General features: G+C 64.5%; 10 protein-coding genes. 5 read left to right on the top strand and 5 right to left on the bottom strand.

All coding sequences use genetic code 11. From position 1 onward, the window contains the following. On the bottom strand, positions 1-719 hold a 719-nt coding region (locus ACMLHZ_RS11320; RefSeq protein ID WP_418667805.1), incomplete at its 3' end, for a formate--tetrahydrofolate ligase. 262 nt (positions 720-981) lie between these two features. Next, positions 982-1,482 (bottom strand): GNAT family N-acetyltransferase, encoded by a 501-nt coding sequence (locus ACMLHZ_RS11315; protein WP_418667804.1) that lies wholly within the window; start codon positions 1,480-1,482, stop codon positions 982-984. 310 nt (positions 1,483-1,792) lie between these two features. On the opposite strand from ACMLHZ_RS11315, the gene ACMLHZ_RS11310 reads away from it, so the two are divergent. The 5 genes from ACMLHZ_RS11310 (at position 1,793) to ACMLHZ_RS11290 (ending at position 9,855) form a co-directional block, all read left to right on the top strand. Continuing rightward, positions 1,793-2,962 carry a cysteine desulfurase family protein gene (locus tag ACMLHZ_RS11310; RefSeq protein WP_418667803.1) on the top strand — a complete coding sequence of 390 codons (1,170 nt, stop codon included), beginning with the start codon at positions 1,793-1,795 and terminating at the stop codon, positions 2,960-2,962. Between the two features lie 46 nt (positions 2,963-3,008). Next, positions 3,009-4,226: a tRNA uracil 4-sulfurtransferase ThiI gene (gene thiI, locus ACMLHZ_RS11305; RefSeq protein WP_418667802.1), complete on the top strand. Its 1,218-nt coding sequence runs from the start codon at positions 3,009-3,011 to the stop codon at positions 4,224-4,226. Between the two features lie 23 nt (positions 4,227-4,249). Then, a complete protein-coding gene (locus ACMLHZ_RS11300) occupies positions 4,250-5,533 on the top strand; it encodes a competence/damage-inducible protein A (protein WP_418667801.1) in 1,284 nt (427 codons plus the stop codon). 28 nt (positions 5,534-5,561) lie between these two features. Next, positions 5,562-8,387, top strand: coding sequence for a SpoIID/LytB domain-containing protein (locus tag ACMLHZ_RS11295; RefSeq protein WP_418667800.1), 2,826 nt, complete (start codon positions 5,562-5,564; stop codon positions 8,385-8,387). Positions 8,388-8,724: 337 nt separating this feature from the next. Continuing rightward, positions 8,725-9,855 carry an LCP family protein gene (locus tag ACMLHZ_RS11290; protein ID WP_418667799.1) on the top strand — a complete coding sequence of 377 codons (1,131 nt, stop codon included), beginning with the start codon at positions 8,725-8,727 and terminating at the stop codon, positions 9,853-9,855. 54 nt (positions 9,856-9,909) lie between these two features. Here the strand turns inward: ACMLHZ_RS11290 and ACMLHZ_RS11285 are convergent, their stop codons facing one another. Genes ACMLHZ_RS11285 through ACMLHZ_RS11275 form a run of 3 tightly spaced genes read right to left on the bottom strand, consistent with a single transcriptional unit; the run spans position 9,910 to position 12,537 of the window. Next, positions 9,910-10,791, bottom strand: coding sequence for a sensor histidine kinase (locus ACMLHZ_RS11285; RefSeq protein ID WP_418667798.1), 882 nt, complete (start codon positions 10,789-10,791; stop codon positions 9,910-9,912). A gap of 26 nt (positions 10,792-10,817) precedes the next feature. Further along, entirely contained in the window at positions 10,818-11,633 is an 816-nt protein-coding gene (locus ACMLHZ_RS11280) for a hypothetical protein (protein ID WP_418667797.1), read from the bottom strand. After that, positions 11,626-12,537, bottom strand: a complete 912-nt coding sequence (locus tag ACMLHZ_RS11275) for an ATP-binding cassette domain-containing protein (protein WP_418667796.1) — start codon at positions 12,535-12,537, stop codon at positions 11,626-11,628. The genes ACMLHZ_RS11280 and ACMLHZ_RS11275 overlap by 8 nt, the downstream gene beginning before the upstream one ends. Between the last annotated feature and the right edge of the window lie 35 nt (positions 12,538-12,572).

Genomic DNA, 12,572 nt, shown 5'->3' with positions numbered 1-12,572 from the left:
CCTTCCGCATGCAGGTCGTGCGCCGTGACCGGCTTGTCGTCGTAGGTGTAGCCCACCACGATGCGGCCCAGGCGCTCCTTGAGGTCGATGATGGACGTGGCCAGGCAGAAAATGGCCATGACCTCGGAGGCCACCGTGATGTCGAAGCCGTCCTCGCGGGGGGTGCCGTTGACCCTGCCGCCCAAACCGTCGGTCACAAAGCGGAGCTGGCGGTCGTTCATGTCCACACAGCGCTTCCATGTGACCCGGCGGGGGTCGATGTTCAACGGGTTGCCCTGGTAGATGCTGTTGTCCACCAGGGCGGCCAGCAGGTTGTTGGCCGCGCCGATGGCGTGCAGGTCGCCGGTGAAGTGGAGGTTGATGTCCTCCATGGGCACCACCTGGGCATAGCCGCCGCCCGCGGCGCCGCCCTTGATGCCGAACACAGGGCCAAGGCTGGGCTCCCGCAGGCAGAGCATGGTCTTTTTGCCCAGGGCGTTCAGCGCGTCGGCAAGGCCGGTGCTGACGGTGGTCTTGCCCTCGCCCGCCGGGGTGGGGCTGATGGCGGTGACCAGGATCAGGTTGCCCGGCTTTGCCGGGCGCTGTGCCAGCCGGTGGTCGATCTTGGCCTTATAGCGGCCGTACAGACTGATCTCGTTTTCCGCGAGGCCCAGGCCGGCTGCGATCTCGGAAATGGGTTTGAGGGCGGCTTCCTGCGCGATCTGGATATCGGTTTTCATGTGTGGGGACCCATCCTTTCATGGCGGTTTTGGGGGTGCGGCGGCAAGAGCGGACGCACCCGGGCGCGCTTTTTTACATACTATAATCCTAACAGAAGCGGCGGCAGGTTACAAGCGCAAAAACACAAGTCATACTTTGAAACGCGGCCCCGCGGCCCGGCGCCCCGCAGCCGCAAAAAGTGCGTACGGGATGCCCGGCAAACGGGGCTTTGCCGGGATCATCCAAAAAGGACCCCTGCACTTTTTCGGTGCGGGAGCCCTTTTATAATAACTTGTCATAGGCGATTTTTTCACCGCCCTGCAAAACGACCACACCGCACTGGACAAAACCATTTTTTTCAAGGATATGCTGCATCCGCCTGTTTGAAAAACCAGTATTGATGCGAATATACGGCACCTTGTTATCAAGGCAAACCTTTTCGATCAGCTTAAACGCTATATCCGCTAACCCGATGCCGATGAATTCTTTGCTGAAAGCGATACGGCGCACGACGGCGTAGGCCCTTTGCGCACGCCATGCACCTTTGATATCGGTATAAGCGGGCTCCCCTGAAAAATCGATACACATATACCCGGCAAGTTTTTCGTCCACTTTGAGGACATAGCCTTTTTGGGCTTTTATATCTTCGCAAACTGTATCCAGATTGGGATAATTTTCGGTCCACTGGACAAAGCCCTGCTCTTTTTGGAATTCTCTGCCGTCGCCAAGAATTCTTGCGCACTGCCCGGCTTCTTCTTTTTTGGCTGGTTCCAGGGTGTTCATTCAACAGTACCTCCGCAGGATCCCCGGAAGGATCGGCGTTTGCCGCATGCGCCTTATCCGCTGAAAGTGACTTGGGATCTTTTATATAATATCATACCGCCCTGCCCTTCTCAAGGCCGTTTGGTAAAACCGGCGGAGCTTTTGCCGAACACAGGGGCGGCAGCCCAGCGCTTTCCGGTTGTGCTCCGGGAGAGCTTGGTGTATAATATATCCTGTATTTTTGCCGCTTTTTCACCGCTTTCAGCGGGAGCGGCAGCTTGTTTTGTGATATTAGAAAACAATATTACGAAAAGTAAATATGAGGTACGCCATGCGACAGAACGAGAGCCTGCACTATCTCGACAACGCGGCCACCACACTTGTGGCGTCACAGGTGGCCGACGCCATTTACAAAACCATGACCGAGCACTGGGGCAACCCCTCGAGCCTGTACGGCCCGGGGCAGGAGAGCCGCCGCCTGCTGGACCGGGCGAGGGCCGCCGTGGCCGCCACCCTGGGGGCTGGGGCGGGCGAGGTGTTTTTTACCGGCTGCGGCTCTGAGAGCAACAACATTGCCATTCTGGGGGCGGTGGAGCCCCGCAGCGCCTGGGGCAAAAAGATCGTGGTGAGCGGGTTCGAGCACCCCAGCGTTGCGCTGCCCATGCGGCGGCTGGCCGAAAAGGGGTTTGAGGTGGCGTTCATCGCCCCCGGGCCGGACGGCGGGCTGGACCCGGAGGCCTTTTTGGCCGCGGTGGACCGGCACACCATTCTGGCGGCCTTTATGCAGGTGAACAACGAGACCGGCGCGCAGGTGGACGCCGCCGCCCTGGCCCAAAGGATCAAGGCGAAAAATCCCCGCACCGCGGTGCATGTGGACGGGGTGCAGGCCTGGATGCGGGTGCCGGTGAGCCTTGCAGGCATCGACAGCTACACCGTGAGCGGGCACAAGATCCATGCGCCCAAGGGCGTGGGAGCGCTGTACCTGCGGCGGGGGCACAACATCCAGCCGCCCTACCTTGGCGGAGGCCAGGAGAAGGGCGTGGGCGGCGGGCAGGAGCTGGGGGTGCGCCCCGGCACCGAAAACCTGCCCTACGCGGTGGGGCTTGCCACGGCGGCCAGCCTGATGCACGAAAATGCTGCCCGGCGCACGCCCCATGTGGCGGCGCTGAACGCCCGGCTGAGGGCGGGCCTGGAAAGGCTGCCCGAAATCACCCTGAACAGCCCCGCCGGCGCGGTGAACGAGGTGCTGAACCTGAGCACGAACTGCGTCAGGAGCGAAACCATGCTGCACTTTTTGGAAACCAAGGGCGTGTATGTGTCCAGCGGGTCGGCCTGTTCGCGGGGGGCGGCCAGCCACACGCTGGGCGCCATGGGCCTGCCGCCGCGCGCCATTGACACCGCGCTGCGGGTGAGCTTTTGCGGCGACAACACCGAGGCGGACGTGGACGCTTTGCTGGCCGGCCTGGAAGAGGGCCTTGCCACCCTGGCGCGCCTCCAGTAAAAAAGGCCCGCCGGGCTTTGGCCGGGCGGGGGAAGGAACGAGATTGATGAAAGAGATCATTCTGTGCTACCAGGGCGAGATGGCCCTGAAGGGCCTGAACCGGGCCACCTTTGAGGCTGTTCTCAGCAAGGCGCTGCGCTACCGGGTGCGGGAGCTGGGCAGGTTCCAGGTGTATAAGGCCCAGAGCACCATGTACGTGGAACCGCGGGACCAGGAGGCTGAGGCCAATGTGGGCGAGGCGTACGAGCGGGTGCGCAAGGTGTTCGGCCTGGCGGCCTTGAGCCGCGCCGCCGTGTGCGAAAAAAACTTTGAGGCCATTCAGGCCGCCGCCGAGGAGTACCTGGGCGGGGCGCTGCAAAAGGCCAGGACCTTTAAGGTGGAGGCCAAGCGCTCGGACAAATCCTTCCCCATGAAGAGCCCGGAGCTGTGCCGGGAGCTGGGGGGCTTTTTGCTGGCGAAACATCCGCACCTGCGGGTGGACGTGAAGCACCCGGAGCTCACGGTGATGGTGGAGGTGCGGGATTACGGCGCCTACATCCACGGGCCCAAAACGCCGGGCGCGGGCGGCCTGCCGGTGGGCACCAGCGGCAGGGCGATCAACATGCTGTCCGGCGGGATCGACAGCCCAGTGGCGGCCTGGTTCATGGCCCGGCGCGGCCTGGCGCTGCACCACATCCATTTTGCAAGCCCGCCCTACACCAGCGAGGCGGCCAAGCAGAAGGTGGCCGACCTGGCCCGCATCGTGAGCGGCTACACGGGCAACTGCGTGCTGTACGTGGTGCCCTACACAAAACCCCAGGAATACATCCGCGACAACGCGCCGGACGTGCTGTTCACGGTGCTGATGCGCCGCAGCATGATGCGGATTGCGAACAGGGTGGCAAAGGAGATCGACGCCAAGGCCCTGGTGACCGGCGAGAGCCTGGCCCAGGTGGCAAGCCAGACGCTGATGGCCCTGGCCTGCACCGACGCGGCGCAGGACCTGCCGATCCTGCGGCCCCTGATCGGGCTGGACAAGACCGAGATCGTGGAGGTGGCCCGGCGTATCGGCACCTTTGAGACCAGCATCCTGCCCTACGAGGACTGCTGCACCATTTTCACCCCGCCCCACCCCAAAACAAAGCCCACCCTGGCCGAGATCGAGGCCGCCGAGGCCGCGATGCCGGGCCTGGCCGGGCTGGAAGAAACCGCCGCGCGTGAGGTGGAGCGCATTCGCATTGAGATGGAGCCCCCCCGCCGGGGCGGGGCGCTGTTCGAGCTGTAAAGACCGGAAAGGGGCGAAGAAGGATGACTGCCGAGATCATTTGTGTGGGCACCGAGCTGCTGCTGGGAGATATTTTGAACACCAACGCCCGGTTTTTGGCCCGGGAGCTGGCCGAGCTGGGCATCGACCTTCTGCACCAGCAGGTGGTGGGCGACAATGCGGCCCGCCTGGAAAAGCTGGTGCGGGAGGCAAAGGGCCGCAGCGACCTGCTGATCTTCTCCGGGGGGCTGGGCCCCACGGCGGATGATTTGACCAAGGAAACGGTGGCCCGCTGCTTTAATGACGAGCTGGTGTTCGAGCCCAGCGTAATGCAGAGCATCAACGCCTATTTTTTGGCCACCGGCCGCTCCACCCCGAAAAACAACGAAAAGCAGGCCATGGTGCCCCAAAAGGGCGGCTGGTTTGCAAACCCCAACGGAACCGCCCCCGCGGTGTGGTTCAGGGAGGGCGCAAAGTACGCGGTGCTGCTGCCCGGCCCGCCCCGGGAGCTGGAGCCGCTGTGGAGTGGGGCAGTGCGCCCCATGCTGCAGCGGGACCAGCAGCGGGTGCTGCACAGCCTGGTGCTGCGGGTGGCGGGCGTTGGCGAGAGCCACGCCGAGGAGCTGGTGGGGCATTTGTTCCAAAGTGAAAACCCCACCGCGGCCATTTACGCAAAGACCGGCGAGGTGCACATCCGCATTACCGCCGCCGCCCCCACCAACATGGAGGCAAAAGCCATGTGCCGCGCCTACGCCCAAAAATTTTATGCGCTTTTGGGCGACGCGGTGTACGGCGAGGGGGAAGACGGCCTGGAAAACGTGCTGGTAAAAACCCTGGCAAAAAAGAACCTGACCGTGGCCACGGCCGAGAGCTGCACGGGCGGGCTGGTGGCCCAGCGGATCACCGCGGTGCCCGGCTCCAGCGAGGTGTTCGGCTTTGGGTTCGTGACCTATGCCAACGCGGCCAAACGCCAGCTGCTGGGGGTGGACCCCATGACCCTGGCCGAGTGCGGCGCGGTGAGCCCGCAGGTGGCGGCCCAGATGGCGGCGGGCGCCCAAAAAGCGGCCGGCGCTTCGCTTGCGGTGGCGCTGACCGGCGTGGCGGGCCCGGGGGGCGGCACTGAGGAAAAGCCGGTGGGATTGGTCTGGCTGGGCGCGGCAAAAGGCGAGACGGTTTTTGTAAAGGAACTTCGGTTCGGCCCGCGCAGCCGGGAGTCCATCCGCTGGATGGCCGCCAGCGCGGCCCTGGACGCCGCCCGGCGGCTGGCCGCGGGCCTGCCCATTCCCGGGGCTGAGGCGTGGGGCAAAACGGAAAAGGGCAAGCCATAAACGAACGACCTGACGGAGGGAAAGCGAGATGTCACAAGTGACCCGCAGCACGGTGCTGCGCCTGTTCGGCCCGGGCGAGGCCCGCGTGACCGGCGTGCTGAAAGCGGCCGCGGCCGGGGGCTGCCCCGGCCTGAACCTGCTCATGAGGGACGGCGAGTACGCGGTGTGCGTGAACGCCCGCGCGGAGACCGGCGCGGCGGCGCAGGTGCTGTGCAACACCTGGGAGGAGCACTTTAAAAAGGAGTTTGGCCCGGCGGTGTTCGGCACCGGCGAGACCGGCCTTGCCGAGGCCGCCCTGGAGGCCCTGGCTGGGGCGGACAAGCTGTTCGTGGCGGCGGACGTGGCCACCGGCGCGCTGCTGGAGGAAAAGCTGGCTGGGCAGGAGCTGGCCGGCACGGTATACGATTTCGGCGGCCAGAGCTACGCCCACCCCAAAAAGGCGGGCAGGGTGCGGCCGGACGCAAAGCTGGAGAAAAAATACCCGGGCGACCCGGTGCAGCAGGCTGCGGGCCAGGCGCGCGCGGCGCTGGAAACGGCGGGGGCGGACTGGGCGGTGCTGTGGCGGCCCGCCGAGGGCTGCGACCCGGCCTTTGTGCTGGTGTGCAGCAAAAAGAACGTGTGGTTCAAGGCCCTGCCCGCCTGCGGGCAACCCGGGCCGCTGGCGGCCGGCTGGCTGCTGGACATGCTGCGGCGCATGGCGCTGAACCTCTCCATGGAGGAGGGGGTGGAGAGGTTTGCCTATGGCAGGCCCGCCCCGGAGCTGGCCGCGCCGATCCTGGAGCCCATGGGCCCGGTGCAGCCCGCGGCGGCCCCGCGCCCCGCGCCCGGCCCGGCCCCGCAGGCCGAAAAGAACACCCCGCTGGCGCCGGATGAGGCGCTGAACGGCAAGGCGCAGCTCTTGTTCAGCGATGAGGCCCCTTTGCCCCAGGAAACGCCCGGCAAAACAAAACAGCGCACCCGCTGGGGCCGGGTGTTCGGCTTTGCGGTGCTGGTGGCGGCCGTGGCGGCCGGGGTCTGGCTGTGGCTGTGGCTGGGCGGCCGGCCCGCTGAGAACGACCTGGGGGACGTGGGGTACGGCACCGCCGACTACGACACCGCCGCCCGGGATTACTTATTGCAGGCCCAGGCCAAAAACAGCGGCGTGGCCGGGTACCTTGCCCTGCCCAAGCTGCCGGGCGCACTGGTATACGGCGCGGCGGCCCCTGTGGCCACCGCCCCCCAAAGCGGCGGCACGGTGAGCGCCGCCGAGGACACCGCCGTGCGCCTTTCGGGTGCGGTGCGGCCCGGGCAGCCGCAGGCAAACCTGCTGCTCACCTGCCCGGCCGCCGCCATGAAGGCGCTGAGCGGCCTGGATCAGCAGGATACCCTTGCCGCCAACAGCGGGTTTACCCTTTATACGGCGGACGGCGCCTATCGCTACAAGATCGCCGGGGTGTTTTACTGGGACCCGGCGGAAACGGGCGAGGCGGCCTTTGACCTGTATGGGTTGCAGGACCTGGCAAACTACCAGGATTATCTGAACTTCGTGCTGGGGATGAAAGCCCGCAGCATTTACGCCATGCCCGCCAATGTGCAGGACGGCGACAGCTTTGCCACCCTGGTGGCGGACACGGCCGCCGCGGACGGCCGCAAGCTGGTGATCACCGGCCGCATGGTGCGTGAAAACGAGGCGGCGATCCTGTTCGGCAAGCAGATCGAGCGGGCGGACGCGCCGCTGATGCCGCTGGCGGTCTACCAGGGCAAGGGGGAGAGCCTGCCCTCGCTGGAAATACTGGATCAGTATTGGATGAACTGGTACGTCACCGGCGGAGCCACCAGCAATGAGGTGCAGGAGGAGGCCGGCATGCCGGATGAGGACCGCCCCCTGGATGAGCTGCCCCCAGGCGGGGGCGGCGGGGAAGAAGGCGAGCCCACCGCCGACCCTTCGGCCACGCCGAACCCCAGCGAAACGCCGGGGCCCAGCCCTACCCCGAAGCCGAGCCCCACCCCCACGGGCAGCGGCGCCCCAGCTGCCACCGCCACGCCGGAGCCCACGGCCGAACCCACGCCGGAGCCCACGCAGGCCCCTTCCAGCGGCACCATTACCGTGACGATGAACGGCGTGCGGCAGGAGATGGACCTGGTGGAATGCCTGGCTATGGTGGCACGCAACGAGCTGGGCCCGAACGCCCCCTATGAGGCCTACAAGGCGCAGATCGTGGCCACCCACAGCTGGATTCTGAACCAGGGCGGCGCGCCCAGTGTGTCCGGCCTGGAGCCCAACGAGAACATCCGCAACGCCGCCCGCGAGGTGGCAAACCAGCTGCTGACCTATGGCGGCAGCGTGGCGTTTACCCCCTACTTTGCCAGCGCGGCGTTCGGCACCAACTCCAGCCAGGAGGTGTGGGGCGGCGCCCGGCCCTACCTTGTAAACGTGGAGAGCCCTTATGACAAGGACTATGCAAGCAACTGGCAAAACACCCGAACCTATTACAAGGCGGAGGTGGTGGCCCGCGCCCAGGACCGGCTGGGGGTGGACCTGAACGCTTACAGCGATAACCCCGAGGACTGGTTCGGCGACATTCAGAAAAACAGCAGCGGCTATGTGACCAGCATGCGGCTGGGAACCGCCACCATTTCGGGGCGCGATCTGCGGGAGAAGGTGCTGAACAACGTGAACGGCAAGACCCTACGCAGCGCCGCGTTTGACATCAGCTACGACGCCGGGGCCGAGGCGTTCAACATTACCACCTACGGTTACGGCCACGGCTGCGGCCTGTCGCAGTATGGGGCGTGGGGTTATGCGGCCAACGGCTGGGGCTACGCCGATATTTTGGCCCACTACTTCCCCGGGACCACCCTGGAGAGCCGGTGACCCCGCGCAAAAAAGAAACGCTTGAAAGCGCCCCGCCCCGCCGCGCAAAACGCAGCGGAGCGGGGCGCCCTTGCGGCCGGCCGCCGCGCCCGCAAGGGGCAAAAATCGCCGATGACAAAAAAATAACGATTTTGTGTGGCTGATAACCCCCCTGTTTTTTTATGGGACCTGTAAAAAATGCGGCAAAAAACCCGCTTTGAATTGTGGTTTTGAGCGAAAATGGCAAAAAAAGCTCCCATTTCGGTAGAAAATAGGCTATAATAAGCCTTGTAACTTTTTTGAAACTTTTTGGGGGAGGCTTTGCCCCCAGTTTAACAAAGAAAGCGAGGAGCCTTTTTTGGAACACTCCCATAAAAAATGGTCTGCCGCAAAGATCGCGCTGGTGGTGGTGCTGGTACTGGTACTGGCGGGCTGTGCTTACGTGTGGCATTTGTACAGCCAGGTGGCCCCGGCCCTGAACGAGGGCGACGCGGGCAGGCTGGACCAGCAGAAGGACCCGGACATCGAGGAAAACGGCGAGCGGTTTTACAATCTTTTGCTGCTGGGAATCGACTACGACGCGGACGACGAGGGCCGCGACTACGCCGAGGGCAGGGGAATGACCGACGTGATCCTGTATGTGCAGATCAACCGGGATTCCGGCCAGGTGAACGCGTTCCAGATCCCCCGCGATACCTATGCGGGCGAGGACCTGGGCGGCGGGCTTGCGAGCCACACCGGCAAGATCAACGAGCTGTACGCCAACGGCCCGGACCAGAAGAACCGCATCAACAACCTGGCCAACAAGATCTCGGAGCTGTTCAAGCTGCCGGTGGACGAGTATGTGACCATTGACATGCAGGCTTTCAAGACCATGCTGAACAACATGGGCGGCATTGAGATGTACGTCCCCTGGGATATCACCGACAAGGGAACAGGCGAGCTGCTGGTGCCCCAGGGCACCCACAGGGTGAGCGGCGACACGGCCGAGGTGATCCTGCGCAACCGCAATTACACCACGGCGGATTACAAGCGGCTGGAGACCCAGCAGTATTTTTACGCCGCATTGGTAAAAAGCCTGCTGAACGACTATACCCTGGCCGACTATTACAGCACCTGCAAGGTGATCGCCCACTACATCAACACCAGCCTGGACATCACTGAGATCTGGGGGCTGTACGCCACCATGCTGAAGGTGAAGCCCGAGAACATTTACATTGTGCGGGCGCCCGGCGGGGCCGCCAACATTGAGGGGCACAGCCAGGTGTACTATGTGGACCGGGAGAGCTGCGCGCGCATTTTGAACGAGCACTTCCGCAGCGAGACCGGGCAGGTGCCTGCCGAAAAGCTGGGGCTTGCCACCGGCTACGAGTACCTGTACGGCATGAACGTGGACGAGGGAAAGACCATGGGCGGCGTTCTGGGCGACGCCGAGGGCGCGGCCAGCGCCCCGGAAATGGGAGCCGGTGCAAGCCAGCCCGCGGCATAAAAGGATTAAAAGCAAGCAGTAGGGGGCGCCCGGCCGGGCGCCCCCTACTGCTATTTATGCGGGCAGAAATTCCAGCGTGATGCACAGCCGGTCCCCCTGCAGGCAGGCGCCGGCGGACCCGCCCATCCGTTCCATCAGCTGCCGCACAATCGCCAGGCCCAGCCCGGCCCCGGCGCCCTGGCGGGCGTTGTCGGAGCGGTAAAAGCGGTCGAACAGATGTTCGGGCCGCAGGGCGGCGGGGTCCGGCACACGGTTTCCGAAGACCAGGCTGCAGCCGGCCTGGGTGACGGACAGATCGCCGCAGCCGTGCTGCAGGGCGTTGGAAACCAGATTGCGCAGCACCCGCCGCAGCGCCTCGGGCGCGGCCTGGACCCGCAGCCCCTCCTGGGGAAAGGCGATGACCGGCTGAACGCCTTTTTCCTGGAAGGTTTCAAAAAAGCCGGCCAGGGCGTCGCACAGGGCGGGGTATACCTCGGTGGGGACGCAGGAGAGGGGGAGCTCGCCGCCGGCGAGGCGGGTGTAAAGGAACAATTCGTCCAAAAGGCCTTCCAGGTCGTGCAGGCGGCCGCGCACCACACCCAGGTACTCCCCCCGTTTTTCGGGGTCGGGGCAGGTTTGGGCCAATTGCAGGTAACCCGCCGCACCCGTGAGGGGGGTGCGGATGTCGTGCGAAACGGCGGCAATGGCGTATTGCAGCTCGCGCTGGGCGCGCCGGGCGTCGGCCGCGCTTTGCCGGGCGGCCCAGAGGTGATCCTCCAGGGCGCTGCACAGGGCGAGAAAGGGTTTTGCGCGCACCGAGCAGTGAAGCTCCTGGTTGCTGTTTTCCGGCAGGCCGGTGAGTTGGCGGGCAAGGCGAAGAAGCTCGGCGCGCCAGCGCGCCAGCTGAAAGGCCAGCGCCAGAACGGCCGCTGCCAGCACAAGGACCAGAATGACCATGGGATCCACTCTCCTTTATAAGAGGCTCAGATATCCCTGCGGCGCAGCGCCCAGGTGCCCAGGAACAGGTAGATGGCGATCCAGCAAAGGCATACTACGGCGGAGAAAACGCTCAGGCCATCGCCCGCACAAGCCCCGGCGAGCGTAAAGCGGACAAGGTCCAGCCGGAACAGCTTGCCCACAGAGCCGAGCACGATGCCGAACACGCCCCCCGCGCAGCAGAAGGAGAGAATCATACTGACGGCGATGCTGCGGGTCCAGACCGCAAAGAACACGTTCTGCACCGCCAGGGCCACCACCGTGAGCCAGGCCTGGAAGAAGTAGCGGGCAAAATCGCTTAAAGTGCCGGCGGCCAGGGGCATGCGGAACAAAGAGACGAGCAGCTGGGTGAAAAGGGTGCCAAAAACCAAGAAGCCGGTGACGGCGCACAGCATGGCGGCACTTTTGGAGAGAAGATACCAAACGCCGCGGCGGTGCACGGAAAAAATGTTTTTGGCAAAGCCGGAGCTGAAGTCCTCGCACACGAACAGGGTGGACAGGATCACGATGAACACCGACAGCCCACCGCCGGAACAGAAAACCGTGTAAAAGAAGTTTGCCCGGGTGGTTTGGGCCAGCAGCAGCTGGGCGTCGGCGGCGTCGCGAAGCATTTCCCCCTGCTCGGAGACCGTGAGGGTGACCTGGCCGCCCAGGGAATACATCTTTTCCATCAGATCGCCGTTGGAGGTAAGCGCCATCATGACGCACACAAACAGCAGAATGACGCCGAACACTGCCAGGATGATATAAAGAGCCCGGTCGCGCACGAGGCGGCGCAGGTCCATATGAAGCAGATCAAACATGTTCCTCGCCCCCCATCAATTCCAAGAAATACCCTTCCAGGTCCTGCCCGTGCAGGTAAAGCTCCTGCACCGGGATGCCGGCCCCGGCCAGCACCGCGTTGACCCGGGCGGGATCCGCCTTGTCGTACACGCGCACCTCGCCCTGGGGGCGCACCTCATATTTGGCAATGCCGAGCTGCTGCTCCAGCGCCACCACCGCGGCCTTGGGGTCGGCTACCCGCAGGTGCAGATAGTCCTTGCAGCGGGCCGACAGTTCTTCGGCCGAGAGCTGCTGCACCATGCGGCCGTCCTTCAAAATGCCATAGCGGGTGGCGATTTTGGCCAGCTCGCCCAGAATGTGCGAGCTCACCACCAGGGTGATACCCTGCTCCTGGTTGAGCTTGACCAGAAGGCTGCGCACCTCCTGGATGCCCTCGGGGTCGAGGCCGTTGATGGGTTCATCCAAAAGAAGCAGGTCCGGCCCGCCCAGCAGCGCCAGCGCAATGCCCAGCCGCTGCTTCATGCCCATGGAAAAGCGGCCCGCGCGCTTTTTGTCGGCGGGGTCGAGCCCCACCATTTCCAGCAGGCGGCAGACGCTTTCCTCCGGGCTTACCAGGCCCATGCAGGCGGCCTTGAGCAGCATGTTCTCACGGGCGGGCAGGTCGGGGTAAAGGCCCGCGCTCTCGACCAGGACCCCCACCCGGCGGCGGGCGGCCTCGTTTGAAACGGGCTGGCCGAACAGGCGGATTTCGCCCCCGGTGGGGCGGGCCAGCCCGCACAGCAGCTTCAGGGTGGTGGATTTGCCCGACCCGTTGCGCCCGATAAAGCCGTAGATATCCCCCTCGTGGACGGTCATGTCCAGCTGGTCCACAGCGCGTTTTTGCCCGTAGACCTTGGTCAGGGCGGATGTAGCGATCACTTCCATTGTGACGGCTCCTTTCCTTGTGATGGCTTTATTGT

The sequence above is a fragment of the Allofournierella sp. genome (assembly GCF_048388525.1).
In the GTDB taxonomy this organism is placed as follows: Bacteria; Bacillota; Clostridia; order Oscillospirales; family Ruminococcaceae; genus BQOK01.
Note: the sequence above shows the minus strand (reverse complement) of the source record. Positions and strands in the feature narration are given on the sequence as shown.

What these genes read in the sequence shown, in the direction of transcription:
- ACMLHZ_RS11285 (WP_418667798.1), bottom strand. Translation starts at nt 10,791, where the DNA reads ATGGTCATTCTGGTCCTTGTGCTGGCAGCGGCCGTTCTGGCGCTGGCC.
- ACMLHZ_RS11275 (WP_418667796.1), bottom strand. Translation starts at nt 12,537, where the DNA reads ATGGAAGTGATCGCTACATCCGCCCTGACCAAGGTCTACGGGCAAAAA.
- ACMLHZ_RS11310 (WP_418667803.1), top strand. Translation starts at nt 1,793, where the DNA reads ATGCGACAGAACGAGAGCCTGCACTATCTCGACAACGCGGCCACCACA.
- ACMLHZ_RS11295 (WP_418667800.1), top strand. Translation starts at nt 5,562, where the DNA reads ATGTCACAAGTGACCCGCAGCACGGTGCTGCGCCTGTTCGGCCCGGGC.
- thiI (WP_418667802.1), top strand. Translation starts at nt 3,009, where the DNA reads ATGAAAGAGATCATTCTGTGCTACCAGGGCGAGATGGCCCTGAAGGGC.
- ACMLHZ_RS11315 (WP_418667804.1), bottom strand. Translation starts at nt 1,482, where the DNA reads ATGAACACCCTGGAACCAGCCAAAAAAGAAGAAGCCGGGCAGTGCGCA.
- ACMLHZ_RS11280 (WP_418667797.1), bottom strand. Translation starts at nt 11,633, where the DNA reads ATGTTTGATCTGCTTCATATGGACCTGCGCCGCCTCGTGCGCGACCGG.
- ACMLHZ_RS11300 (WP_418667801.1), top strand. Translation starts at nt 4,250, where the DNA reads ATGACTGCCGAGATCATTTGTGTGGGCACCGAGCTGCTGCTGGGAGAT.